This window comes from Streptomyces sulphureus DSM 40104, assembly GCF_000381025.1.
In the GTDB taxonomy this organism is placed as follows: domain Bacteria; phylum Actinomycetota; class Actinomycetes; order Streptomycetales; family Streptomycetaceae; genus Streptomyces; species Streptomyces sulphureus.
Genome location: NZ_KB905819.1, coordinates 253,353 through 277,271 on the forward strand (window position 1 = coordinate 253,353; position 23,919 = coordinate 277,271).

The 23,919-nt window shown below is 70.2% G+C and carries 21 protein-coding genes and 1 tRNA gene; 11 read left to right on the plus strand and 11 right to left on the minus strand.

Translation table 11 applies throughout. From position 1 onward, the window contains the following. The first annotated feature begins 320 nt into the window (after positions 1-320). Positions 321-1,217 carry an SURF1 family protein gene (locus F603_RS0120395; RefSeq protein ID WP_051096286.1) on the plus strand — a complete coding sequence of 299 codons (897 nt, stop codon included), beginning with the start codon at positions 321-323 and terminating at the stop codon, positions 1,215-1,217. Here the strand turns inward: F603_RS0120395 and F603_RS0120400 are convergent. Continuing rightward, complete coding sequence (locus tag F603_RS0120400; RefSeq protein ID WP_078503705.1) at positions 1,183-3,060, minus strand: S9 family peptidase; 1,878 nt, start codon at positions 3,058-3,060, stop codon at positions 1,183-1,185. The two genes, F603_RS0120395 and F603_RS0120400, sit on opposite strands and share 35 nt — an antisense overlap. A gap of 532 nt (positions 3,061-3,592) precedes the next feature. On the opposite strand from F603_RS0120400, the gene F603_RS34200 reads away from it, so the two are divergent. Continuing rightward, positions 3,593-5,758, plus strand: coding sequence for a tetratricopeptide repeat protein (locus F603_RS34200; protein ID WP_158678663.1), 2,166 nt, complete (start codon positions 3,593-3,595; stop codon positions 5,756-5,758). A 19-nt stretch (positions 5,759-5,777) separates the two neighbouring features. On the opposite strand, the gene F603_RS0120415 is transcribed toward F603_RS34200, so the two are convergent. The 4 genes from F603_RS0120415 to F603_RS0120430 all read right to left on the minus strand — a co-directional run bounded on the left by F603_RS0120415 (position 5,778) and on the right by F603_RS0120430 (position 8,803). Beyond that, on the minus strand, positions 5,778-6,569 hold the full coding sequence (locus F603_RS0120415) for a hypothetical protein (RefSeq protein ID WP_019547830.1): 792 nt from the start codon (positions 6,567-6,569) through the stop codon (positions 5,778-5,780). Between the two features lie 128 nt (positions 6,570-6,697). Continuing rightward, complete coding sequence (locus tag F603_RS33550) at positions 6,698-7,378, minus strand: DUF488 family protein, N3 subclade (RefSeq protein ID WP_051096278.1); 681 nt, start codon at positions 7,376-7,378, stop codon at positions 6,698-6,700. Between the two features lie 228 nt (positions 7,379-7,606). Continuing rightward, positions 7,607-7,680 (minus strand) — tRNA-Pro (locus tag F603_RS0120425). A gap of 181 nt (positions 7,681-7,861) precedes the next feature. Continuing rightward, on the minus strand, positions 7,862-8,803 hold the full coding sequence (locus F603_RS0120430) for a metallophosphoesterase (protein ID WP_026328581.1): 942 nt from the start codon (positions 8,801-8,803) through the stop codon (positions 7,862-7,864). Between the two features lie 130 nt (positions 8,804-8,933). On the opposite strand from F603_RS0120430, the gene F603_RS0120435 reads away from it, so the two are divergent. Next, positions 8,934-9,395 carry a GatB/YqeY domain-containing protein gene (locus F603_RS0120435; RefSeq protein WP_019547833.1) on the plus strand — a complete coding sequence of 154 codons (462 nt, stop codon included), beginning with the start codon at positions 8,934-8,936 and terminating at the stop codon, positions 9,393-9,395. A 68-nt stretch (positions 9,396-9,463) separates the two neighbouring features. Here F603_RS0120435 and F603_RS0120440 read toward each other — a convergent pair whose 3' ends face one another. Further along, positions 9,464-11,698, minus strand: a complete 2,235-nt coding sequence (locus tag F603_RS0120440; protein WP_051096280.1) for a transglycosylase domain-containing protein — start codon at positions 11,696-11,698, stop codon at positions 9,464-9,466. A gap of 582 nt (positions 11,699-12,280) precedes the next feature. Here F603_RS0120440 and F603_RS0120445 point away from each other — a divergent pair. After that, positions 12,281-12,619, plus strand: a complete 339-nt coding sequence (locus F603_RS0120445) for a WhiB family transcriptional regulator (RefSeq protein ID WP_026328582.1) — start codon at positions 12,281-12,283, stop codon at positions 12,617-12,619. A gap of 323 nt (positions 12,620-12,942) precedes the next feature. On the opposite strand, the gene bagB is transcribed toward F603_RS0120445, so the two are convergent. Beyond that, positions 12,943-14,457 (minus strand): ATPase BagB, encoded by a 1,515-nt coding sequence (gene bagB / locus F603_RS0120450; RefSeq protein WP_019547835.1) that lies wholly within the window; start codon positions 14,455-14,457, stop codon positions 12,943-12,945. Further along, a complete protein-coding gene (bagA, locus tag F603_RS0120455) occupies positions 14,450-15,484 on the minus strand; it encodes an ATPase BagA (RefSeq protein WP_037956499.1) in 1,035 nt (344 codons plus the stop codon). The genes bagB and bagA overlap by 8 nt, the downstream gene beginning before the upstream one ends. 103 nt (positions 15,485-15,587) lie before the next feature. Here bagA and sp36 point away from each other — a divergent pair, with 103 nt between their 5' ends. From sp36 to F603_RS0120475, 4 genes are read left to right on the plus strand one after another with little or no spacing between them, the layout of a single operon-like run. Beyond that, a complete protein-coding gene (sp36, locus tag F603_RS34760) occupies positions 15,588-15,743 on the plus strand; it encodes a Sp36 family protein (protein WP_016906384.1) in 156 nt (51 codons plus the stop codon). After that, complete coding sequence (locus tag F603_RS0120465; RefSeq protein WP_019547837.1) at positions 15,740-16,204, plus strand: RidA family protein; 465 nt, start codon at positions 15,740-15,742, stop codon at positions 16,202-16,204. Before sp36 ends, F603_RS0120465 begins: the two co-directional genes overlap by 4 nt. A 53-nt stretch (positions 16,205-16,257) precedes the next feature. Further along, positions 16,258-17,142, plus strand: coding sequence for an NUDIX hydrolase (locus F603_RS0120470; RefSeq protein WP_019547838.1), 885 nt, complete (start codon positions 16,258-16,260; stop codon positions 17,140-17,142). Then, positions 17,139-17,969, plus strand: coding sequence for an MBL fold metallo-hydrolase (locus F603_RS0120475; protein WP_019547839.1), 831 nt, complete (start codon positions 17,139-17,141; stop codon positions 17,967-17,969). The genes F603_RS0120470 and F603_RS0120475 overlap by 4 nt, the downstream gene beginning before the upstream one ends. Before the next feature lie 89 nt (positions 17,970-18,058). Here the strand turns inward: F603_RS0120475 and F603_RS0120480 are convergent, their stop codons facing one another. Continuing rightward, positions 18,059-18,733: a Crp/Fnr family transcriptional regulator gene (locus F603_RS0120480; protein ID WP_019547840.1), complete on the minus strand. Its 675-nt coding sequence runs from the start codon at positions 18,731-18,733 to the stop codon at positions 18,059-18,061. A 339-nt stretch (positions 18,734-19,072) separates the two neighbouring features. Here F603_RS0120480 and nth point away from each other — a divergent pair, with 339 nt between their 5' ends. The 3 genes from nth to F603_RS0120495 all read left to right on the plus strand — a co-directional run bounded on the left by nth (position 19,073) and on the right by F603_RS0120495 (position 22,112). Continuing rightward, positions 19,073-20,077, plus strand: coding sequence for an endonuclease III (gene nth, locus F603_RS32480; RefSeq protein WP_019547841.1), 1,005 nt, complete (start codon positions 19,073-19,075; stop codon positions 20,075-20,077). Further along, positions 20,074-20,769 (plus strand): NUDIX hydrolase, encoded by a 696-nt coding sequence (locus F603_RS0120490; RefSeq protein ID WP_026328583.1) that lies wholly within the window; start codon positions 20,074-20,076, stop codon positions 20,767-20,769. The genes nth and F603_RS0120490 overlap by 4 nt, the downstream gene beginning before the upstream one ends. A 146-nt stretch (positions 20,770-20,915) precedes the next feature. After that, the gene (locus F603_RS0120495) at positions 20,916-22,112 is read left to right on the plus strand and encodes a MarP family serine protease (protein WP_019547843.1); all 1,197 of its coding nucleotides are present in this window, start codon (positions 20,916-20,918) and stop codon (positions 22,110-22,112) included. Positions 22,113-22,493: 381 nt separating this feature from the next. Here F603_RS0120495 and F603_RS0120500 read toward each other — a convergent pair whose 3' ends face one another. Continuing rightward, a complete protein-coding gene (locus tag F603_RS0120500; protein WP_026328584.1) occupies positions 22,494-23,429 on the minus strand; it encodes an alpha/beta fold hydrolase in 936 nt (311 codons plus the stop codon). Next, positions 23,426-23,896 (minus strand): phage holin family protein, encoded by a 471-nt coding sequence (locus F603_RS0120505; RefSeq protein ID WP_019547844.1) that lies wholly within the window; start codon positions 23,894-23,896, stop codon positions 23,426-23,428. Before F603_RS0120505 ends, F603_RS0120500 begins: the two co-directional genes overlap by 4 nt. Positions 23,897-23,919 lie beyond the last annotated feature (23 nt).

Consider the following 23,919-nt stretch of genomic DNA (forward strand, 5'->3'; position numbering starts at 1 on the left):
TCGGTCGTGCTCGCGTACGGGCGACCGTTGCTCGCGCACCGCGACGGCGAGGGGGCATCCCCACGCGGGTCTGCCGGTCGGGTGCCGAGCAAGCGGCGTGCGACGTCGGGTACGAGTGCCTGCGGACGAGCGTCCCCGCCCGACTGTGCGAGCGGACCCCATACCCGAGACTGCCGGTTCGGCCCGCCCGCGGACGCCCGAGCGCATCAACTGACCGACCGCGTCCGGGAAGCCGAGCCGACACCGCCCCGAAGCACCGCGCCGCCGTCGGAACCTCCCCGCCGGAACGTGCCGAATGTCCCCCGCGTACCGTGGCCTCCGTGTACCGGTTCCTGCTGACCCCGCGGTGGTGGGGGATCAACATCTTCGCCGTACTGGCGATCCCGGTCTGCCTCTTCATGGGGAGCTGGCAGCTGAGCCGCTTCGACGCGCGCGTCGAGAACCACCAGGAGCGGCAGGAGTACTCGGCGGAGGCGGAGCAGGCGCAGGCGAAGCCGCTCCGCGACCTGCTGCCCGTCACCGACGAGAGCGTCGACCGCACGGCACGCGTCGAGGGGCGGTACGACACCGGGCACCCGCTGCTCGTCCCCGACAGGCGGCTCGACGAACAGCAGGGCTCCTACGTGCTGGACCTGCTGCTCCCGAAGGGCGGAGGGAAGGCCGTGCCCGTCGTCCGCGGCTGGCTGCCGGGTGAGCCCGACGCGTCGGACGTACCGCCGCCGGAGCGCGGCGAGGTCACCGTCGAGGGCGTCCTCCAGGCGCCCGAGTCCCACGACCGGGCCGGGCGCGAGGCGCAGGGCGCCCTGCCCGAGGGGCAGTTGGGGTTCGTCAGCCCCGCGCCGCTGATCAACCTCGTGCCGTACGAGGTCGAGTCGGCCTGGCTCACGGTGCAGGAAACCGAGGGGAAGCTGCGCCCCGTACCCCCGGCCGCCGCCGACAACACCGGGCTCGACATGAAGGCGTTCCAGAACCTCGGCTACACGGCGGAGTGGTTCGTCTTCGCCGGCTTCGTCGTCTTCATGTGGTTCCGCCTCTTCCGGCGCGAAGCGGAGCTGGTCCGGGACGCGGAGCTCGGCCTCCACCCGGGCGACGGGGGACCGGCGGGCGGTACGCCCCCCGGCACCCCGCGGCCCGTAGAACCCCCCGAGGGGGGCGGCGAGTCCGCATCGCCCGCCGAGCCCGCTAACCCAGAACCCGCGGGGCGGGCGCGTCCCTGAGGTTCCGCAGTGCGAACTCGATCTCCAGCCGCACCTGCTTGATCTGCTCTTCGACGACGAGCGAACCGTGCCCTGCGTCGTAGCGGTAGACCTCGTGCGGCGCCTCACGCTCGGCGAGCCGCTCGACGTACCTCTCCACCTGGCGGATCGGACACCGCGGGTCGTTGACGCCGGCCGAGATGTAGACGGGTGCGCGCACCTCGTCCACGTACGTCAGCGGCGAGGAGGCGCGGAAGCGTTCCGGGACCTCCTCGGGGGTGCCGCCGAGGAGCGTGCGGTCCATGGACTTCAGCGCCTCCATCTCGTCGTGGTACGCCGTGACGTAGTCGGCGACGGGGACGGCGGCGAGGCCGAGCGCCCACGCGTCCGGCTGCGTGCCGAGGCCGAGGAGCGTCAGGTACCCGCCCCAGGAGCCGCCGGCGAGGACGAGCCGCTCCGGGTCGGCGAGCCCCGCCTCCACCACCCACCTGCGGACGGCGTCGATGTCCTCCAGCTCGATCAGTCCCACGCGGTGCTTCAGCGCGTCCGTCCACGCCCGCCCGTACCCCGTCGAGCCGCGGTAGTTGACGCGTACGACGGCGAAGCCGTGGTCCACCCAGGCCGCCGGCTGCGCGGCGAAGCTGTCGCTGTCGTGGTGCGTCGGACCGCCGTGCACCTCGAAGACGGTGGGGAACGGGCCCTCGCCCGCAGGCTTCTGCACCAGCGCGTGGACGGTGCCGCCCGGGCCCTCCACCCATGCGTCCTCCACGGCGACCGACGAAGGCGCCCGCGGTCCCGGCGGATCGAGCACCGTGCCGCCCGACGTCGAGCGCACCTGCGGCGGCTCGGCCGCCGACGACCAGAGGAACTCGACCGAGCCGTCGGGCCGGGCCGTCGCGCCGCCGATCGAGCCGGCGGGCGTCTCGATCCGGGAGAGCTCTCGCGTGGCGATCTCGTACCGCCACAGCTCGTCGCGCGCCTGGAAGCTGTGGACGAGGAGGAGCGTGCCCTCGCCGCCCGCGGCCTCGGCGGGGAACCAGTCGGCGAAGAGGTCGCCGGGGAACTCCACCGCGACCTCGTGCACCTCGCCCGCGAGCGGGTCCCAGATCATCGGCTCCCAGCGGCCGCGGCGCTGGTGCCCCACGAGGAGGCGCGCGTCTCCCTCGGCGGGCGCGAACCCCAGGACGGTGAGGCCGAGTTCGAGGGTTCCGCCCTCGGTGTCGTCGAGCTCGGCGACGGTCGAGCCGTCGGCGACGCGGACGACGCGGACAGCCGAGTGCATCGCGTCGCCGTGCTCGGTGTGCTCGATCGCCAGCAGCGCGCCGTCCTTCGAGACGTCGCCGACGTCGGCCGTCTCGCGGTGGCGGTACACCTCGCGCGGGTCCTCGCCGGGCCGGAGGACATGGAGCGTCGACCCGTCCTCGTCCGTCGACCTCCCCACGACCGCCGTCCCGTCGGCAGCGAGCGCGAGCCCCGCCGGGTAGGACGCGGCGAGCTCCCCGCTCACCGGCACGTCCTCACCACCGCCGAACGGCTGGCGCATCCAGACGCCGAACTCGTCGCCGTCGGTGTCGGAGAACCACCACACCTCGGCACCGTCGGGCGTGAGGGTGCCGGAGGTCGTCCCGTTCGGCCGGTCCGTCACCTGGCGTCTGTCACCGGTGGCGCGGTCCCAGGCGTACAGTTCGAAAGTCCCGGTCGCGTTGGAGACGAACAGCCCACGCTCCGGCGCTCCTTCGGCCCACTCCGGCAGCGACACCCGCGGCGCCCTGAACCGCTTCTCCCAATCCGGCAGTTCCCCGCCCTCGCCCACTGCATGCCCCGGGGGCTGCGCCCCGCTTACCGGCCTTTCACTCTGGTCCATGGGGACATTGTGGCGTGCGGGGGGAGGGGGCGGAGGGGGAGGCGTCCCGGTGGGCGGGGGAAGCCGGCGTCCCCTGTCGGAGGCGTCGCTCTGCGCCTTGCGATCGCCACGCTGCGTCGAGGGGGCCAGTAGCGGGTGTGACGCGCCGGCAAGGTGTGTGGCGTCTTGCCACGGCACAGGAGTTGCACACGTCGATGCCCCGGGATGCAGGCGACGGAGAGCAGAGAGGGCTGGACTCTGACGGGCTGGTCATCCTGTTTTCCAGCCGGCATGGCGAGGTTTGCACCCATGGTTTCTCCGTCCCCAATGGGGTTCGGCTACGGCCTCGGCACAAAGAAGCGTTGGCATGTCGCGCATCGTTGAGTTGGAGAATCCGGCACGAGGCATCTCCTCGCAAACGGCTAGGGCTACCAGCGGCCTAGGTCCGGGTCGGGTAGGCGCGCTAGCCTCACCAACTAGCGCGGCCAGACAACTGAATGCGTCTCAGCGGTACGCATCTGCAGTTCTCGCCTCGAGTGGCACACTCGTCAGCATGAATGAGCTGCCACAGGACGCGTTGGACGCCATGACGGGAGCCGAGGTTCGCAACAGTGTCAGCGGCACGGTCAACGGTCCAGTGGTGCAGGCTCGGGATATCCAGGGTGACGTTCACGTCCACACCGCGTGTCCCGGTCCGGTGGTGCCTCGGCAGTTGCCCGCGGCGCCCCTCGCATTCATCGGACGGAACGCTGAACTCGCGTCGCTCAGCAGCGCTCTTGAAGCGAGCGTGCCAGCGGGCTCGCCCGTCGTGATCTCCGCAATCGGCGGTACTGGTGGCATAGGGAAGACGTGGCTGGCGCTGCACTGGGCGCACCAGCACATCAACCGGTTCCCAGACGGACAGCTCTTCGTCAATCTGCGCGGTTTCGACCCCAGCGACCAACCGGTGACCCCGCACGAGGCAGTGAGGGGCTTCCTCGATGCGCTCGTCGTGGATCAAAAAGAAATCCCAGCAGAACCCGATTCCCAGCTCGCCATGTTCCGCAGCCTCGTAGCGCAGCGCCGGATGCTGATCGTGCTGGACAATGCCCGTGATAGTGACCAGGTGGCACAGCTCATTCCAGGAAGTCCGAAGTGCACCGTCCTGGTGACAAGCCGTGATCGGATGGCGGGCTTGTCAGCGACACACGGCGCCCACATGCTCTCGGTCAACACGCTTGATCAGGCCGAAGCGCGGATGCTGTTGTGCCGTCGTTTGGGCGAGGATCGGCTGGCGGCTGAACCCGCTGCTGTCGCGGAGCTGGTGACGTGGTGTGCGGGGCTCCCCCTTGCACTGAGCGTCGTCGCCAGCCATGCAGGTCTGCAGCCCCGAGCCCCGCTTGCTGACTTCGCCGCTGAGTTGCGTGATGCTTCCACTAGGTTGGAAGCTCTTGACGCAGGCACGTCGGCTACGCGGTTGGAGTCGGTGCTCTCGTGGTCGTACCAGGCCCTCACAGCAGAGCAAGCTGCGGTCTTCCGATTGGTCGGGCTAGCCCCTGGCTCTGACCTAAGCCTCCATGCCGCTGCCAGTCTCATGGGCGGACCAGTTGCCCGGGCCCGTAAGGTTCTACGGTCGCTGGAACGCGCCTCCTTGGTGGAGCAACTAGGCGCTGACCACTACCGCATGCACGACCTTGTCCGGCTGTACGCGGCGGAGCGCGCACACGCCGATCACCCGCACGATGAATGCACTGCGGGCCTGCAACGTATGGCCGAGTTCTGCGCTCGCACCGCGCATGACGCAGATGTACTTATTGCTCCGCACCACGCGGCAATTGAACTCGGTGAGCGATCCCTCGGATGTCGGCCGCAACCCCTTGCCAGTGCGGAAGCCGCATGGGAGTGGTTCAGCGTCGAACGCGCCAACGTGATGGCGGTTCTGCACATGGCAGCCGGAAGACAATGGCATGCCCGTGTCTGGCAGTTGGCGTGGGCCCTTACGACTTTTCAGCTACGGCAAGGTCACCTCCACGACAACCTCATTGCCTGGCGGGCCGGCGCAGACGCATCAAAGCACCTCAACGACCCTCCCACCCGGACCCGTTCATACCGTCACCTCGGCCGTGCATGCGCACAACTCGGCCGCCACGAGGAAGCGTTGACTCACCTCGAAGAAGGACTCACCGGAGCGATAGCGGACGGCGATGCCCTCGGGCAGGCACACACTCACCGGGCCATCGCCAAAGCGTGGGAGGAACAGGGGGACAACCAGCAGGCACTCCAACACGCTCACCGGGCACTTGAACTCTACGACGAGCTAGGAGTCCAGGTCAGCGGCTCTCATGCGCTCAACGAAGTCGGCTGGTACGCCGCAAAGCTGGGCCGCTTCGACCAGGCCAGCCAGCACTGCGCCGACGCCCTGACGAGGTGCCGCACAAACAACGACCGAAGCGGCGAAGCAAGAACTCTTATCAGCTTGGGCTACATCGACCATCACACAGGAAGGCCTCACACGGCAGCCGGCCGCTTCCGCCAGGCCATCGCTCTCTATTCCGCGCTTGGCGACACCACTGCCGAAGCCGACGCTCTGGAACACCTTGGGCATGCTCTCGCTGGCTACGACACAGACGACGCCCGCCGTTCCTGGCAGCAAGCTTTTGATCTCTACTCGTCCCAGCATCGAGAGCTCGACGCCCGGCGCATTCAGACGCGCATCGAGGGCCTCTCGGGCGTTTTCTGAAACAGCAGGCGCACTCCACTCAGACCGTGAACAGGCCGTCCTGTACGTACTGGACGACTTGTCGCTCCGGGTAAAATAGTCCCAGCAGCATAAATGTCTTGGGATGCTTGGCCATGTTTCCGACGAAGAAATGGACCGCGCGGTTCGGGGAACATACCTGTTCGTGCCACCGCTTCCGTAGTGCATCGCGCACTTGGCTCTCCCCGTACTTGCGCAGAAACTTACGGTAGGATTGCCCGGCCTCCCAGTCTTTCAGTCCCATGTCGTGCGTCGGACAGTCGTCTTCCGAGCAACGGAACCTGTATCGGAAGTCGAGTGGTACCCACTCCAGCGGACTCAAATCCTGGTCGAACAGATCCATTTGGTCGGTTAGTGCGGCTTTCGAAGCAGACCAGGGAGCAGCCGGTTCCAGGCGGAAGTGAGTGACCTCCGCAGGACGAAAGACCCCAAGGGAGGTTCCTCGCTCCTCCTGGTCCTTCTTGATGGCGCACAGCGACGAAGCGACCAGCGGTTCAACGTACTTGTACCGCTCTTTCCATCCCTCGTGAGAGGGTACCGTTCCCAAGATCTCTAATGTGTCGAGGTCCGGGCGTAAACTTTCCGGCCGCGAGTCCTGCTTGTCGCTATGCGGCTCAACGTCAACTTCAACGATCGAGTATTTGGGGAACTGCGATCCCTCACCCAGGAGCCGGAAGGGAACGGGGAAGAGGCGTACGTGTTCCGGCGGCCCCTTATCCAGGCGTATGCCAGCTACGCAGCTCGTCTCCCGATACTTGTTGGAAAGTTCCGGATACGTCTTGACCGTGATCATGATTCGTGCACGTTGTCGCTTCGTGGACGACAATGCAGCCATGAGGCGCCCCTCCGTCGATCCTCCGATTCGATTGCAGGAGAGGCGGGGCCCGTAGGCAAGAGCGCCTACGGGTGCGAGGGACGAACTCAGGCCAAGGGGATGACGGACACGGCGGCCTGCCTGCGAACGGCCTCTAGGACGACCTGGCGATGGCAGCGGCTCTCGTCCTTTTCGAAGCACAGAACCGCGACCCGAGACCGTCGGGCACGCTGAGCAAGGTGCCCCAGGTCGGACTGCGCCTTCTCGGCTTGAAGCACGCCGCGAAAGCGGGCCCGTCCCACGTCGAGGCGCCCATCCCAGAATGGTGCCCGGTTGTCCTTCGGGTTGCCTAGACTCCGCAGGTGCGTGTACTCGATACCGGCTTCGGCGAGCGCATGATCAAGGCGGGTCTTGCTGAAACCCTTCTTACGGCTGATCGGCGTGAGCCGTACGTCCGCCACGACGTCGATGTGGCTGTCGAGGAGAGAGCTGACAAACGAGTCGATGTCCCGCCCTTCGTAGCCTGCGGACCACAAGCCGGGAGGCGCCTTGGTCTCTTGAAAAAGCTCGTCAAGAGAGACCTCTAGAGCCTCAGCGATGGTGCCGACGGTAAAGAAACCTGGCTGGATTGCTCCCCCGCTTTCCAAGCGGGCCAACGTGTTGGCGGTGATGCCCGTTTCCTTGGCGAGCCGCTCACGCGTCCATCCGCGGGCTTCCCTCAGCGCTCGCACACGCCGGGCGAGAGTGCGGGCGTGGTTGTGGGGATGCGCTGAGTGATGAGCTGTCATGTGGGGTGAGCTTAATGTCCGTTGACGTAGTTCGGCATGGTGACTTCGGTCAACTGTGGGCCTGGAGCGCTGGTTTGGTGTCGGGAGTGCTCGTGCCTGCTGACTCCGCGGAGTCTCAGAGCGCGCTCCGGGGCGGGCTTGACCGAGATCGTCTCTCAGGCTGCCTTTGCAATAGATCAGGGACCCGACCCGTTCTCACGGATCAGGCCCCTGATCTTGTTTCTTCAGTCGGGGTGGCGGGATTTGAACCCACGGCCTCTTCGTCCCGAACGAAGCGCGCTGCCAAGCTGCGCTACACCCCGAAGCAACGACGACTACTCTAGCCCAGCATCGCCCAGACGCGAAATCCGGTATCCCCGCACGCGAGAGGGGCGCGGACCGGTCGGACGACGGGGAATGCGACGGGGTACCGCCCGGGCACGAAGGGGCCCGGGCGGATCAGCCGGCCGCGGGTCCGGCTCGCGCGTGAGGGAACCCGAACCGTCAACCCCGTTCCGTCAACGTGAGCAGCGTGGCCTCCGGCGGGCAGGCGAACCGCACCGGGGTGTACCGGTTGGTTCCGCAGCCCGCCGAGACGTGGAGGTACGACTCGTTGCCGCCGGCGCGGTGGCCGGAGAGGCCCTTGACGCGGTCGGTGTCGAGGTCGCAGTTGGTGACCAGGGCGCCGTAGAAGGGGACACAGAGCTGGCCGCCGTGGGTGTGGCCGGCGAGGATCAGCGGGTAGCGGTCGGCGGTGAAGGCGTCGAGGACGCGGAGGTAGGGGGCGTGGACGACGGCGAGCGAGAGGTCGGCGTCGGCTTCCGGGCCCCCGGCGACCTCGGCGTAGCGGTCGCGCTTGATGTGCGGGTCGTCGAGACCGGTGAGGGCGATCTCGGTGCCGTCGTCGAGCTTGAGGCGGCCGCGGGTGTTGGAGAGGCCGACCCAGCCTGCCGCGTCGAAGGAGTCGCGCAGGCCCTCCCACGGGTTGTGGACGGCGCCGACGGCGGGCGGGTTGCCGTTGAGGCCGTGGCGGCCCGTCGCGCGTTCCATGAGGTACTTCGCGGGGTTGCGCAGTTTCGGGCCGTAGTAGTCGTTGGAGCCGAAGACGTAGGCGCCGGGGAACTCCATGAGCGGTCCGAGTGCGTCGAGCACCTCGGGGACGGCCTCCGGGTCGGAGAGGTTGTCGCCGGTGTTGATCACGAAGTCGGGGCGGAGCCCGGCGAGGGAGCGCAGCCACTGCTGCTTCCTGCGCTGTCCGCCGACCATGTGGATGTCCGAGACCTGGAGGACGCGCAACGGGTGCATGCCGCGCGGCAGCACGGGGACGCTGACGCGTCGCAGCCGGAAGGAGCGGACTTCGACGCCCGCCGCGTAGCCGAGGCAGGCCGCGCCCACCGTGGTGATGCCGAGGGCGGTCTTCAGGGGGAGCCGGTATCGCGCGCGCATGCGGCCATCGTCGCAGACCCCCGCGGGGCGCGGCAGCGGGTCGGGAGGAGCGGCCGACCGCTTCGGGAGTGCTCGGTCACGGAGCGTGCAGAGGAGGTGCCGGCTGCGGGGCTGCTGGCAGACTGTGTCCATGACCACCCTCAAGTCCCGTCTGCACGAGGACCTCACCGCCGCCATCAAGGCGCGGGACGAGGTCCGCTCCGCCACGCTCCGGATGGCCCTCGCCGCTGTCACCAAGGAGGAGGTCGCGGGGAAGGAGGCGCGGGAGCTCTCCGACGAGGAGGTGCTCGCCGTGCTCACCAGCGAGTCGAAAAAGCGCCGTGAGGCCGCCGAGGCGTTCACCGACGGCGGGCGCGAGGAGCAGGCGGCGCGGGAGCGCGCCGAGGGTGCGGTGCTGGAGGAGTACCTCCCCGCGCAGTTGACGGACGAGGAGCTGACGGCGCTCGTCGGCGAGGCGGTCGCCGAGGCGAGGGCGGAGGGCGCCGAGGGCCCGAAGGCGATGGGTGCGGTGATGAAGCTGCTGAAGCCGCGCACCGCCGGCCGGGCCGACGGCAAGCGTCTCGCGGCGGAGGTGAAGCGGCAGCTCTCGTAGGAGGCACCGCATGCGAGAAGGGGCGTCCCGCTGGTACGGGGCGCCCCTTCTCGTGCACCGGATGGTGGCTACCGGCCGAAGTCCCAGCCGCCGTTGTCGTTCCCGCGGCCGCCGTCACCGCCGCCGAGGACGTCCGGCGGGATGCTGAAGTCGGGCAGCGGGTTGTCGTCGGGCTTGTCGTGGTCCGGCTTGTTGTTGCCGCCGGGCTTGTTGTTCCGGTTGGGGCGCTTCTTGTTCTTGCGGTTGTCCTTCTTGTCGTCCTTGATCTTGACGTTCTTGAACTTCTGCGCGGGCTTGTCGGCGAGCGCGCCCGTCATCATGTCCCGCCAGATCGGTCCCGGTACCTCGCCGCCGAAGACCTTGTCGTAGGTGCGGCCGCCGATGCTGATGTCCTTCATCTGCACCTGGTGGTTGGGGTCGCCGACCCAGACCGCGCCCGACATGTTCGGCGCGTAGCCCACGAACCAGGCGGCGTACCGGTTGTCGGTCGTACCGGTCTTGCCCGCGCTGTCGCGCCCGCCGAGCCCGGCCTGCTTGCCCGTGCCGTCCTCGACGACGCCGCGGAGCAGCGCGTTGACGGTGTCCGCCGTCTTCGCCGACATCGCCCGCTCACACTCGGTCTTGGGGACGGAGAGCTGCTTGCCCTGCGCGTCGGTGATCGACTCGATGGCGACGGGCGTGCAGTGGACGCCGCGGTTGGCGAAGGTGGCGTACCCCTCGGCCATCGTCAGCGGGGAGACCTCCTGGGTGCCGAGGGAGATCGAAGGCACCTGGTCGAGGTCCTTCCCGTCGGCGCGCTCGATGCCCATCTTCTTGGACATGTCGGTCACCGGGCAGATCCCGATCTGGCTTATCAGCGAGACGAAGTAGGTGTTGACCGACTTCGCGGTCGCCTCCTTCATCCGGTACGGGCCGACTTCCTTGCGGTTCTCGTTCTCGACCGGTGCGCTGCCGCTCCACTGCCCCTTGCAGGTGTTGACGGGCGAGGGGTACTTCATCCGGTACGGGGAGGAGTACCTCTGGTACGGGCTCATGCCGCGGTCGAGGCCGGCCGCCGCTATCACCGGCTTGAAGGTGGAGCCCGGCTGGTAGCCGGCGCCGCCGCCCATGTCGTCGTCGACGGCGAGGTTTATCTCGGTGTCGTTCTTGCCGAGCCCGTACGGCCTGGACTGGCCCATGCCGAGGATCTTGCCGCTCCCCGGCTCGACGATGGAGACGGCGGTCGCCACCTTGTCGTCCTTGTGGACGTGCTTCTCGATCGACGCGTTGACGGAGCTCTGCGCCTTCGGGTCGAGCGTGGTCTTGACCGTCAGCCCGCCCTGGTCCCAGCGCTTGCTTCTGGCCTTCTCCGTCTTGCCGAAGGCGGGGTCGTTGAGGAAGACCCTGCGGACGTAGTCGCAGAAGTGCCCGGCGCCGCTGTTCGCCGTGATGCAGCCGTTCTTCGGCTGGCTCATCTTCAGTTCGATCGGCTTGGCGCGCGCGGCCTTCGCCTCGTCCCGGGTGATGTCGCCGTGCTGCACCATCCTCGCGAGGACGGTGTTGCGTCGCTTCAGCGCCTCGTCCTCGTTGCTGACGGGGTCGTAGCGGGTGGGGGACTGCACGAGGCCGGCGAGGAGCGCGGACTCACCGAGCGTCAGGTCCTTCGCCGACTTGGTGAAGTACCGCTGCGCGGCCGCCTCGGCGCCGTACGCCTGCTGCCCGAAGAAGGTGATGTTGAGGTAGTTCTCCAGGATGCGGCGCTTCCCGAGCTCTTCCTCGATCTGGATCGCGTACTTGAGCTCCTTGATCTTGCGCCCGACGGTCTGCTGCGTGGCCTGTGCGACCTTGTCGGCGTCGTTCCCCGCCTCCTCGACGAAGACGTTCTTGACGTACTGCTGGGTCAGCGTCGACGCGCCCTGGGAGACGCCGCCCTCCTGTGCGTTGCGGTTGAGTGCGCGGAGGACACCCTTGAGGTCGACGGCGCCGTGCTCGTAGAAGCGCGCGTCCTCGATGGCGACGATCGCCTTGCGCAGGTGGGGCGCGATGTCCTTGAGATCGACCACGGTGCGGTCGCGCGAGTAGATCTTGGCGATCTCGCTGCCCGTGCTGTCGAGGATGGTCGTCCGCTGGCTCAGCGGCGGGCGCTTGAGGTCGGTCGGCAGCTCGTCGAACCCCTCGGCCGAGCCCTTCGCCGCCAGGCCCAGGGAACCGACTGCGGGCAGGGCGAGCCCGGCCAGCACGGCTCCGGCGAGCACGCTGACTCCCAGGAACTTGGCGGCCTGCTGCGTGGCGGTCAACCCGCCGCCAGAGCGCTTCTTTGCCATGGGTAGAGCCTACGTTCTGATTCGCCGGACAGGGGACCATGTGTTCGCCTAACCTGGTCGCGGCTCCCCGGTCGGGTTCGGCGCACCCGGTGCACGGCCTTTTCCGGGTGGCCGCGCGGGCTCGCGCCGGCGCAGCTTTCTCCGTACGACCTGCTCCCGCCGCCCCACGGCTCAGCAGTACCCGCTTGTCCCAGTCGTTCCTTCCGCCTTTGTTCCAGACCGAGTTGAGCACGACCGCTCACGAGGCTCCGCGGTGGTGCGTACCTCCGCTCCCCTCTGCGGGGAGAGACATGTTCGGGGTGCCGAACGCTTGCCGGAGGGTCGGTGCGCTCCACGCCGTACCGGTCCGCCGGTCACAATCGAACGGGCAACTCGCCCTGTACGCACGGGAGCTCGCGCTTGTCCATCGCTCACTCCGTTGGGTGATCTGCCGCGTACGCATAGTCCTTTCGGGCCATCCAAGATTGGGCCCGAAGGGGGTGTTGTGCCCTGCCCACCTTCCGTAACGTCCTCAACTGGCAACGGTGAATATGCCGTTGCCGCCGTGGGGGAGCCTCGATTCGGGAGAGGACGGCGCCGGCAATGGGCTGGGTTACAGACTGGAGTGCGCAGGCTGCCTGCCGCACTACTGATCCGGACGAACTTTTCGTGCAAGGAGCCGCACAGAACCGCGCCAAGGCCGTCTGCACCGGCTGCCCGGTGCGTACGGAGTGCTTGGCAGACGCGCTGGACAACCGCGTCGAGTTCGGCGTCTGGGGCGGGATGACCGAGCGGGAGCGCAGGGCGCTGCTCCGCCGTCGGCCGACGGTCACCTCGTGGCGCCGGCTGTTGGAGACGGCCCGCTCGGAGTACGAGCGCAGCGGTGAGACCGGCTTCTCGGAGCAGCTCGCCACAGCGGAGAGCTACGCCGCTGCGGGATAGCCACGAGCGGCGTTTTCACGCCAACACCGGTTTCGCGCCGCTGGCTTGATCCGACGGTTCTCGGGCGCTGAGAGCGAGGCCGCGCAGGTGCTGCGCGGTCGGCCTGCCCAGCCTCCTGTGGCGTGCGGACACAGCACGGTGCGCCTGCAGGCGGTACCGTGCCGACGGCGAGCCCGCGTGTGCCCTCGAGCCTCATGCACCGGGTGCGTTCGAGCGGTCCGGCAAGCACGCGCGCTCGGACGGCACTCGCCGGCGCGGCGTTCGTCGCGCGCATCAGCGGGCACGGCCCGCCGGTTGGCCGCGTCGCCGCGAGCCCCCGTGGTTCAGGCCCGGCTGCCGAGCCCGGCGTCCGTACCGCCGTCCACTCCTTCCCCGTCGTCCGCGCGCGCGGTCCGCCCGGCGAGGTGCTCGCCGATGGTGCGCAGTCCGGCGAGGTCGTGGACGTCGCCCGGCAGCGCGGGCACCGACGCGACGGCGACCTCGGGATGGAGCGTGAGGAAGCCGTCGAGCGTGCGCCGTTCCCGATCGAGCAGATGCATCTGCTCGGCGTGGAGCCGCAGCAGCCCGGCGGCGACAGACGCGGTGCCCTCCGTCGTGCCGGGGGAGGGGCCGCCGACGGGCGCGGTGTCGTGCGAACTGCCGTTGTTCAGCGCAGAGTTGCCCGTTGCCGAAGCATGCTCCGCGGGGTATGAGCGGGTCTCGGAATGATCCTGCGCCGGCCGGGTGCCGGCAGGAGATGCGTGGGCCTCTTCCGGATCGGTCTGCGCGCCCTCGGTGGTGCCGTCCTCCCGGGCAGCGGTCGCATGGGGGGAGACCTGCTCGGGGGGCGACGTGGCGCTGTGCTCACCATTCCCCTGAGCACGATCCACAATGCCGCCGTTCTCAAGATTTTCAGCCGCGTCGAGCGCCCGCTCGGCGCTGAGCCCGCCCGCCTCGCTCCCGTGCACGCGGTTGACGACGAGCCCGGCGAGCGGCATCCGGTCCGCGTCGAGCCGCTCCACGAAGTAGGCGGCCTCGCGCAACGCGTCCCGCTCCGGCGCTGCGACGACGAGGAACGCCGTGCCGGGCGCCTGGAGCAGGCGGTACGTCGCGTCGGCCCTGGTGCGGAAGCCGCCGAACATGGTGTCCATCGCGGCGACGAAGGTCTGCACATCCCGCAGCAGCCCGGCGCCGAGCAGCTTGCTCAACGCACCCGTGAACATGGAGAGTCCGGCCATCCCGAGGTTGACGAACTTCATCCCGGCCCGACCGCCGACCCGGGCCGGCGCCATCAGCAGCTTGATGAGCCGCCCGTCGAGGAAGGAGCCGAGGCGCCCGGGTGCGTCGAGGAAGTCGAGAGCGGAGCGGGAAGGCGGGGTGTCGACGATGATCAGGTCCCACTCGTCGCGGCTGCGGAGTTGACCGAGCTTCTCCATCGCCATGTACTCCTGGGTGCCGGCGAATCCGGCGGAGAGCGACTGGTAGAAGGGGTTCTCCAGGATCGCTCTCGCCCGCTCCGGTTCCGCGTGCGCCTCGACGATTTCGTCGAAGGTGCGCTTCATGTCCAGCATCATGGCGTGGAGTTCGCCGTCCCCGCCGGTGCCGGGGACGAGCCGCGGCGTGTTGTCGAGATCGTCGAGTCCCATCGACTGCGCGAGCCTGCGTGCCGGGTCGATGGTGAGTACGACGGTCCTGCGCCCGCGCTCGGCGGAGCGCAGCCCGAGCGCGGCGGCCGTCGTCGTCTTGCCGACTCCGCCGGAGCCGCAGCAGACGACGATCCGGGTCGCCGGGTCGTCGAGGAGTGCGTCGACGTCCAACTCCGCGTCGGGCGCGAGTACTTCGCTGCCGAGGCTACTCATCGGACCCCTCCTCTCCCGGCGTCCTCCGCGCCCCGAAGGCCGCGCCGGACCCGCCTGCGGCCTCCGCTTCGGAGAGCCGGCGTCGCAGCTCGGCCGCGAGCCCGTAGAGACCGGCGAGTTCGACGCCATCGCCGAGCAGCGGCAGTTCGTACTGGGGCAGCCCGGTCGCGGCGAGCTCCGCGCGCTGCCCGGCTTCGAGCGCGACGCGCTGCGCGTGCTCCTCGCCCAGCGCGAGCAGCGGCCCGACGAGCTGCTCCGCGCGCCCTGCACCCCCGAGTCCGGCGTGCGAGAGAGCGCCGGCGAGCTCCGCCGGCGTGCGCGCAGCAGCGGCGAGCTGCTCGGGTTCCACGCGCGCCGGGCGCACCATGTTCACCACGAGCGCGCCCACCGGCAGCCCAGCGGCACGGAGTTCGGCGACGCCGTCGACCGTCTCCTGCACTGGCATCTCCTCCAGGAGCGTCACCATGTGCACCGCCGTCTCGCGTGACTTGAGCACCCGCATCACCGCCTGCGCCTGGTTGTGCACGGGGCCGACCCGCGCCAGCCCCGCCACTTCCTCGTTGACACCGAGGAAGCGGGCGATCCGCCCCGTCGGCGGAGCGTCCATCACCACCGCGTCGTAGACGGGGTGCTGGCCGTCCCGCCGCCTGACGGCCTCGCACGCCTTGCCGGTGAGGAGCACGTCACGGAGCCCGGGCGCGATGGTGGTGGCGAAGTCGACGGCGCCGATCCGCTTCAGTGCGCGGCCCGCGCCGCCGAGCTTGTAGAACATCTGCAGGTAGTCGAGGAGCGCGCGTTCGGCGTCGATCGCGAGTGCGTAGACCTCGCCGCCGCCGCGCGCCACCGCGATCTTCCGCTCCTCGTAGGGCAGTTGCTCGGTACGGAAGAGCTCCGCGATCCCCTGCCTGCCCTCGACCTCGACGAGGAGCGTGCGCCGCCCCCGGTGCGCGAGCGCAAGTGCGAGTGCGGCGGCGACCGTCGTCTTGCCGGTGCCGCCCTTGCCGGTGACCACATGGAGCCTGCACACACGGGCGAGCCTAACCACAGGGCCGAGGTCGCACACCCGGTGCCGGACGGGCGCGCTTCGAGGGGTGCGACGCGGCCAGCGGCCAACCATTAGGGTCGTCCCCATGACGAAGTGGGAATACGCAACGGTGCCTCTCCTGACGCACGCCACCAAGCAGATCCTCGACACCTGGGGGGAGGACGGCTGGGAGCTCGTCCAGGTCATCCCGGGGCCCAACTCCGAGCAGCTAGTGGCCTACCTGAAGCGGGAGAAGGCGTGAGCGCGGTCGAGGACCGCCTGGCCGAACTGGGCCTCGCCCTCCCGGAGACGGCGACCCCCGCGGGTGTGTACGTACCGGCGCAGCGCAGCGGCCGGTACGTGTACACCGCGGGCCAGGTCCCGTTGGTCGACGGCGCGCTGCCCGCGACGGGCAAGGTCGGCGCCGAGGTGACGCCCGAGGCGGCGAAGGAGCTCGCGCGCACCTGCGCACTCAACGCGCTCTCCGCCGTCCGGTCGGTCGTCGGCGACCTCGACCGGATCGCGCAGGTGGTCAAGGTCACCGGATTCGTCGCCTCCGCACCGGACTTCACCGGTCAGCCCGGCGTCGTCAACGGTGCGAGCGAACTCCTCGGGGAGGCGCTCGGCGAGCGCGGTGTGCACGCGCGCAGCGCGGTGGGCGTCGCGGTGCTGCCGATGGACGCGCCCGTCGAGGTCGAGATCCAGGTCGAACTCACCGACTGAGCAGGGCACCCGGCGCCCTCGAACATCTTCGCGACGGCACGTAGCATCCGGTCATGTCGTCTTCGCAGAGCGGCCAGTTGTTCCCCGCCGAGTGGCCGGAACGCATCCGTGCACTCCAGGCGGGAGAGCTGGTCCCGGTGGAGCCCAGGCGCGCCGCCACGGTCCTGCTGCTGCGGGACGGCGGCGGCGGACCGCTGGTGCACATGCTGCGGCGGCGCACCACCATGGCGTTCGCCGGCGGCGCGTACGCCTACCCCGGAGGCGCCGTGGACCCGAGGGACGAGGGCGAGTTGGAGTGGGCGGGCGCCGGCCGGCAGGAGTGGGCCGAGCGCCTCGGCACCGACGCGGCCTCGGCGCAGGCGCTGGTCTGCGCCGCGGTCCGGGAGACCTTCGAGGAGTCGGGCGTCCTCCTGGCAGGGCCCGACGAGCACGCCGTCGTCGACGACACCACGGGCGACGACTGGGAGGCCGACCGCGCGGCCCTCGCCGCACACGAGCTGTCCCTCGCCGACCTCCTCGCCCGCCGCGGCCTCGCCCTCCGCGGCGACCTCCTCCGCGCCTGGGCCCGCTGGGTCACCCCGGAGTTCGAGACGCGGCGGTACGACACGTGGTTCTTCGCCGCCGCGCTCCCCCGCGGCCAGCGCACCAGAAACGCCTCGACCGAGGCCGACCGCACCGTCTGGGTGCGCCCCGAGGACGCCACCGCAGGCTACGACCGCGGCGAACTCACCATGCTGCCCCCGACGATCTCCACCCTCCGCCGACTCGTCGGCCACCGCACAGCAGCCGACGCGCTCGCCGCAGCCCGGACACAGGACCTCACCCCCGTGCTCGCCGAGGCGCGGCTGGAGGGCGAGGAGATCGTCCTCGTCTGGCCGGGGCACGAGGAGTTCACCAAGCGCGTCGCGCGCACCCCGGGGGAGGGCGAGCCCCGATGACCGACGCGGCGGCCCTGCCCGGGCAGCCCCGCGGCGCGGCACCGAGCGGCGCCTGCACCGAGCGCGCCTTCTGCGTCCTCGCTCCCAACCCTTCGCCGATGACGCTCGACGGCACCAACACCTGGATCGTCGCCGAACCGGACGCCGCCGAGGCCGTCGTCATCGACCCGGGCCCGCTCGACGAGGACCACCTGCGCGCCGTCGCCCGGAGCGTCGAGGAGTCGGGGAGGCGCGTGGGCGCCACCCTCCTCACCCATGGCCACGCGGACCACGCCGAGGGCGCCGTGCGCTTCGCCGAGCTCACCCGCAGTTCCATACGCGCGCTCGATCCGGCCCTGCGCCTCGGCGACGAGGGGCTCGCGGCCGGCGACGTCGTCACGCTCGACGGGCTCGAACTACGTGTCGTCGGCACCCCCGGGCACACCTCGGACTCGCTCAGCTTCCACCTGCCGGCCGACCGTGCCGTTCTCACGGGGGACACCGTCCTGGGTAGCGGCACCACCGTCGTCGCCCACCCCGACGGCACCCTCGGCGCATACCTCGACTCACTGCGCGCGCTGCGCTCCCTCACCGTCGACGACGGGGTGCGCTGCGTCCTGCCGGGACACGGCCCCGTCCTCGACGACGCGCTCGGCGCCCTCGACCACTACCTCGCCCACCGCGCGAGGCGGTTGGCGCAGGTGGAGACGGCCGTCGAGCGGGGGTACCGGACGGCGCCCGAGGTGGTCGCACACGTCTACGCCGACGTGGACAGGACGCTGTGGCCCGCGGCCGAACTCTCCGTGCGGGCGCAGCTCGAGTACCTGCGGGAGCGCGGGGTGGGCTGAGCGCGGGGACGCCAAGGGGGCGCGGCAAGCGTGCCGCGGGCACGCCTCGCGGGCGCACGCCTTCGTGCGCCTGGGGAGCCTGCGGGGGTTCAGCGGGAGCGCTTCGCGAGCCGCTCGATGTCGAGGAGGATCACCGCGCGGGCTTCGAGGCGGAGCCAGCCCCGGCCGGCGAAGTCCGCGAGCGCCTTGTTGACCGTCTCCCTCGATGCGCCGACGAGCTGCGCGAGCTCTTCTTGCGTGAGGTCGTGCACCACGTGGATGCCCTCTTCGGACTGCACGCCGAACCGGCGCGAGAGGTCGAGGAGCTGCTTGGCGACGCGGCCGGGGACGTCCGAGAAGACGAGGTCCGACATCGAGTCGTTGGTCCGGCGCAGCCGGCGGGCGATCGCGCGCAGCAGCGCGGTGGCGACCTCGGGGCGGCCGTTGAGCCACGACTGGAGGTCGGGGTGCCCGAGACCGAGCAGCTTCACCTCGGTGAGCGCGGAGGCCGTGGCGGTGCGCGGGCCCGGGTCGAAGAGGCTCAGCTCGCCGATGAGCTCGCCGGGGCCGAGCACGGCGAGCATGTTCTCGCGGCCGTCCGGCGAGGTGCGGTGGAGCTTCACCTTGCCCTCGGTCACCACATAGAGGCGGTCGCCCGGCTCACCCTCGTGGAAGAGGGCCTCGCCGCGCGCGAGCGTCGTCTCCGTCATGGAGGCGCGCAGCTCAGCGGCCTGCTCCTCGTCGAGCGCCGCGAAGAGCGGGGCGCGCCGTAGAACGTCGTCCACGAGTTCTCTCCTTGTCGACCTGCATATCGGGTCCGTCGAACCCATGATGCCGGACGGTGAAACGGTGCGATCGGTCACAAGTACTAGCACGCCACCGTATCGGCCACCGGAGGTGCCCCTGGAGGGTGGAGCGAGCACGCCGCGTGAGCGCGGGCGGAGAGCTTTCGGTGACCCGGTGGAGCGCGGGGCGAATGTGGGTGCGCCCCCTTAGTCTGGCCGAGTGTCGGGTCAGAAGTGTCCGCTTCGGCGACTTCCGAAGCCCGGCTCCGAGAGGCGATCCAAGGGCCCGCTCCGTCGTGGGGGACGGCGGTACGGGCAGGGAGAACGGGAGATTAAGCCGTGAGCGAACGCACCTCCGCCGAGCGGGCGGCGGGAGACCGTACGGCCGGAGCCGCCGGGGGAGGGGCGGCGAAGAAGGCCGCGTCCGGAGGGGCCAAGACGAAGAAGACGGCGGGGAAGAAGGCCCCCGCGAAGAAGGCCCCCGCGAAGAAGGCCCCCGCGAAGAAGGCCCCCGCGAAGAAGGCGACGGCGGCGAAGTCCGCAGCCGGGACCGGCCACCCCCTGGAGTCCGAGACCGTACGGGCCGGCCGCGCCGAGCAGATCAACTCCGAGCTCGCCGAGGTCTACTACTACGCGCACCCCGAGCTCGACTTCGAGAACCCCTTCCAGCTCCTCGTCGCCACCGTCCTCTCCGCCCAGACGACCGACCTGCGCGTCAACCAGACCACCCCCGCCGTCTTCGCCGCCTACCCCACCCCCGAGGAGATGGCGGCCGCCGATCCCGAGCGGCTCGAGGAGCTGATCAGACCCACCGGCTTCTTCCGCTCCAAGGCCCGCTCGCTCCTCGGCCTCGCCGCCGGGCTGCGGGACGACTTCGGCGGCGAAGTCCCGCGCACCGTCGAGGAGTTGGTGAAACTCAAGGGCGTGGGGCGCAAGACCGCATTCGTCGTGCTCGGCAACGCCTACGGCGTCCCCGGCCTCACCGTGGACACCCACTTCGGCCGCCTGGTGCGCCGCTGGCGCCTCACCGGGCAGACGGACGCCGAGAAGGTCGAGGCGGACATCTCGCAGCTCCTGCCGGAGAGCGAGTGGACGATGTTCTCGCACCGCACGATCTTCCACGGCCGTCGCGTCTGCCACTCCCGCAAGCCCGCGTGCGGCGCCTGCCAGATCGCGGAGATCTGCCCCTCGTACGGCGAAGGCGAGACGGACCCCGAAAAGGCGAAGAAGCTGCTGAAGTACGAACTCGCCGGCCAGCCGGGCCAACGCCTCAAGCCACCGCCGGAGTACCCGGGGCCGCCCGCACCGCCGCTCGGCGGCTCGTCGTCGGGGGGCACAGCATGAACGCGGCGCATCCCGCGGGGAGTTGCCCCGTCGAGGTGACGGAGGCGGGTCTGCCGGGTTGGCTGCACCCGGTGGCGGAGGCGGCCCGGTCGGTGCAGGCCGGCCAGTTGAGCAGCTTCCTCCCGCCCGAGGACGGAGGCGGGCGCCCCTCGGCGGTGCTGGTCCTCTTCGGCGAGGGCGAGCAGGGCCCCCAACTCCTCCTGCTCCAGCGGGCGTCGAGCCTCCGTTCGCACGCCGGGCAGCCCTCCTTCCCGGGCGGCTCCCTCGACCCGGAGGACGGCGACCCGAAGGGAGAGGGCCCGCTGCATGCCGCGCTCCGCGAGGCGGAGGAGGAGACGGGACTCGATCCCTCGGGCGTGCAGGTCTTCGGCATCCTGCCGAGCCTGTACATCCCGGTGAGCCGCTTCGTCGTCACGCCGGTCCTCGGCTGGTGGCGGCGCCCCAGCCCGGTGGACGCCGTCGATCCGCGGGAGACGGCGCGCGTCTTCACCGTCTCCGTAAGGGAGTTGACCGATCCGGCCAACCGCGCGACGGCGGTTCACCCCGCCGGACATACGGGCCCTGCCTTCCTCGTAGGATCGGCGCTGGTCTGGGGGTTCACGGCCGGAGTGATCGACCGGCTGCTGCATTACGCGGGGTGGGAGCGCCCCTGGGATCGGGAGCGAAAGGTTCCGCTCGACTGGCAGGCGTGAGCGCGGGTACGTCCTGCGCGCACCGCCCGTGAGAGGGTGTCGCTGCTCCAACCTGCCGCTCCCGGCGTCCACCGCCGCCTCGGGCCGCCGCCCGTGCGTACTCGGGAGCCCTGCTGTGACGGCGAGTTCAAGGCGAGGCTGATTCGGTGAACGTGCTGGACGTACTGCTCGTGCTGGCGGCTGTCTGGTTCGCCTGGGTGGGGTATCGCCAGGGCTTCGTCGTCGGCATCCTCTCGGTGGTCGGGTTCCTCGGCGGGGGGCTCCTCGCCGTCCTCGTACTGCCGGTCCTCTGGGACCAGTTCAGCGGGGAGGAGCCGGGTACCTTCGGGGCGGTCGTCGCGGTGGTCGTCGTCATCGTGTGCGCCTCCGTCGGCCAGGCGTGCACCACTCACCTCGGCAACCGCCTGCGGGAGCACATCACCTGGTCCCCCGCGAAGGCCCTCGACGCGACGGGCGGCGCCGTCGTCAACGTCGCGGCGATGCTCCTCGTCGCCTGGCTGATCGGCTCCGCGCTCGCAATGACGACGCTGCCCACCCTCGGTAAAGAGGTCCGCGACTCCAAGGTCTTGCTCGGCGTCTCGCAGGTCGTGCCTGAGCGGACGAGCATCTGGTTCGCCAACTTCTCCTCGGTGCTGGCGAAGAACGGCTACCCGCAGGTCTTCGCCCCCTTCTCCAACGAACCGATCACCGAGGTCCGCGCCCCCGACGCGAAGCTCGCCGACAGCCCCGTCGCCGTGCGGGCGCAGCGCTCGATCGTCAAGGTCATGGGGACGGCGAGCAGTTGCGACAAGGTCCTCGAAGGGACGGGCTTCGTCTTCCGGCAGGGGAAGGTGATGACCAACGCGCACGTCGTCGGCGGCGTGCGGGAGCCGACGGTGCAGGTCGGGGGCGAGGGGCGCCCCATCGATGCCCGGGTGGTGCTCTACGACTGGGAGCGGGACATCGCCGTCCTCGACGCGCCAGGACTGCGAGCGCCCGCGCTCCGCTTCGCCGAGGACGAGGCCGGAAGCGGGGACGATGCGATCGTCGCCGGCTTCCCGGAGAACGGCGCCTACGACGTGCGCCCGGCCCGTGTCCGCGGCCGGGTCCAGGCCAACGGACCCGACATCTACCACAGGGGCACGGTGGGCCGCGACGTCTACTCCCTCTACGCCGACATCCGTCAGGGCAACTCGGGCGGACCGCTGCTGACGCCGCAAGGGCGCGTCTACGGCGTGGTGTTCGCGAAGTCCCTCGACGACTCGCAGACGGGGTACGCGCTCACGGCGGAAGAGGTCCGCGAGGACATGGAGCGAGGCGCCACGGCGAACACCCCCGTCGATTCGCAGAGTTGCGCGATGTAACCGCTGCCGCCCTGCGCCCGGACAGCTACAAGTAAACGTAGCCCAGGGGGAGTTGGTCAGAAGCCGCCTCAGCGCCCACCGGGTCCCGGCATGTGCCGGAGCCGGGCGCCCACCCACCGTGCCCTGCGGCGGAGAATCCTAGGAATGCCCAGCTCGGAGTAGGGGCCCGGCGGCGGAAAGACCGGCGGAACTACCCCCGCTTGTCCGCTCGTTCCCCTGGGTCGGCTGCGCTTGCGTGCCACGTCACGGTAGTCGTGCGTCCAGCCCATACCGGGCTCTCTGCCCGTGCTCCAAGGTCGGTAACCGCCGTAAGTGCGGCCGATTGTCCTATGCGCGGGGCACGTGTAGCGGGCGTGTGGTGACGCCCGGTCACCCCGCGGGTCAGCGGTCGGGCTCGGGGTCTTCGAGCCAGTGCAGAAGTTCGGAGGTGAACCCCTGGGGGTCCTCCTCGTGCGGCCAGTGCCCCAGACCGTCGAACAGCCGCCATCGGTACGGCGCTTCGACGTAGACACCGGAGCCGGCCGCGCTCCGCGTACGCAGCACCGGATCGAGTGAACCGTGGAGGTGGAGGGTGGGCACCCGGACGGGCCGCTTCATCCTGCGGTTGAACTGGAACCCGTCGGGACGGGCCATCGAGCGCACCATCCAGCGGTACGGCTCGATCGAGCAGTGAGCCGTCGACGGAACGCACATCGCGGTGCGGTACCGCTCCACCGACTCGTCCTCGGCGGCGCCCGTCATCCGCGGCCCCGACCACTCCCGTATGAGCCTGCCGACGAGCGCCCCGTCCTCGGCGACGAGCTGCCGCTCGGGTATCCAGGGCCGCTGGAAGCCCCAGATGTACGACCCGGCCGCCGTCTGACGCATGTCCCCGAGCATCGCCGCACGCCAGCGCCTCGGGTGCGGCATCGACGCGACGGCGAGCCGCCTGATGAGCTTCGGCCGCATGACGGCTGCCGTCCAGGCGAGGTACCCGCCGAGGTCGTGCCCGACGAGAGCGGCGTCGGGCTCGCCGAGGGAGCGGATGACGCCCGTGACGTCGAGCGCGAGGTTCGCCGGGTCGTAACCGCGCGGGGTGCGGTCGCTGCCGCCCACCCCGCGCAGGTCCATCGCGACGGCGCGGTATCCGGCCTCGGCGAGCGCCGGGAGCTGGTGGCGCCACGTCCACCAGTACAGCGGGAAACCGTGCAACAACAGGACCAGCGGGCCCTCGCCCATCTCGGCGATGTGGAACCGCGCACCGTTGGCGGCCACCTCCCTGTGGGTCCAGGGGCCTTCGGGCCTGATGACTGACGCCGGGCTCGCTGCGAGTGTCATACCGACGAGCGTGTCACATGCCCGGCGTCGGAGGGGGCGACGCCTGCCTGCCCAGTGGAGCGGGGGTGCGGCTTCGCCTTGGAGAGCACGGCGGCCGTCTCCTTCGCCGAGGCGATCGAACGCTGCGGTCCCTCGCTCTTCTTGATCTTCCGGAACTTCAGCGCGGCCCACGCGAGGAAGAGGAGCGCCAGCACGATGAAGGCGCCGCCCACGATCAGGAACGACCAGGCGAGCCCGAGCCCGAGGTTGTGGATGCCGTAGGCGGCGGCGAAGCTCAGCACGGGGAGCGCGAAGAGCAGCAGTACCCCTGCCACGACCGCCGCCCCGCCGCCGACCAGCCCGCGCTTGACGTCCTGCCGGATCTCCGCCTTCGCCAGCGCGATCTCGTCGTGCACCAGCGCCGACAACTCGGTGGTGGCCGCTGAGACCAACTGCCCGAGGCTGCGGCCCTCGTCGGCTGCGCTCATCCCTTACTCCCTCTTCCGTCGAG

What these genes read in the sequence shown, in the direction of transcription:
- F603_RS0120415 (WP_019547830.1), bottom strand. Translation starts at nt 6,569, where the DNA reads ATGATCACGGTCAAGACGTATCCGGAACTTTCCAACAAGTATCGGGAG.
- F603_RS34200 (WP_158678663.1), top strand. Translation starts at nt 3,593, where the DNA reads ATGAATGAGCTGCCACAGGACGCGTTGGACGCCATGACGGGAGCCGAG.
- F603_RS0120440 (WP_051096280.1), bottom strand. Translation starts at nt 11,698, where the DNA reads ATGGCAAAGAAGCGCTCTGGCGGCGGGTTGACCGCCACGCAGCAGGCC.
- F603_RS0120400 (WP_078503705.1), bottom strand. Translation starts at nt 3,060, where the DNA reads ATGGACCAGAGTGAAAGGCCGGTAAGCGGGGCGCAGCCCCCGGGGCAT.
- F603_RS0120470 (WP_019547838.1), top strand. Translation starts at nt 16,258, where the DNA reads ATGTCGTCTTCGCAGAGCGGCCAGTTGTTCCCCGCCGAGTGGCCGGAA.
- sp36 (WP_016906384.1), top strand. Translation starts at nt 15,588, where the DNA reads ATGACGAAGTGGGAATACGCAACGGTGCCTCTCCTGACGCACGCCACC.
- F603_RS0120435 (WP_019547833.1), top strand. Translation starts at nt 8,934, where the DNA reads ATGACCACCCTCAAGTCCCGTCTGCACGAGGACCTCACCGCCGCCATC.
- F603_RS0120505 (WP_019547844.1), bottom strand. Translation starts at nt 23,896, where the DNA reads ATGAGCGCAGCCGACGAGGGCCGCAGCCTCGGGCAGTTGGTCTCAGCG.
- bagB (WP_019547835.1), bottom strand. Translation starts at nt 14,457, where the DNA reads ATGAGTAGCCTCGGCAGCGAAGTACTCGCGCCCGACGCGGAGTTGGAC.
- F603_RS0120475 (WP_019547839.1), top strand. Translation starts at nt 17,139, where the DNA reads ATGACCGACGCGGCGGCCCTGCCCGGGCAGCCCCGCGGCGCGGCACCG.
- F603_RS0120430 (WP_026328581.1), bottom strand. Translation starts at nt 8,803, where the DNA reads ATGCGCGCGCGATACCGGCTCCCCCTGAAGACCGCCCTCGGCATCACC.
- F603_RS33550 (WP_051096278.1), bottom strand. Translation starts at nt 7,378, where the DNA reads ATGACAGCTCATCACTCAGCGCATCCCCACAACCACGCCCGCACTCTC.
- F603_RS0120445 (WP_026328582.1), top strand. Translation starts at nt 12,281, where the DNA reads ATGGGCTGGGTTACAGACTGGAGTGCGCAGGCTGCCTGCCGCACTACT.
- F603_RS0120500 (WP_026328584.1), bottom strand. Translation starts at nt 23,429, where the DNA reads ATGACACTCGCAGCGAGCCCGGCGTCAGTCATCAGGCCCGAAGGCCCC.
- F603_RS0120490 (WP_026328583.1), top strand. Translation starts at nt 20,074, where the DNA reads ATGAACGCGGCGCATCCCGCGGGGAGTTGCCCCGTCGAGGTGACGGAG.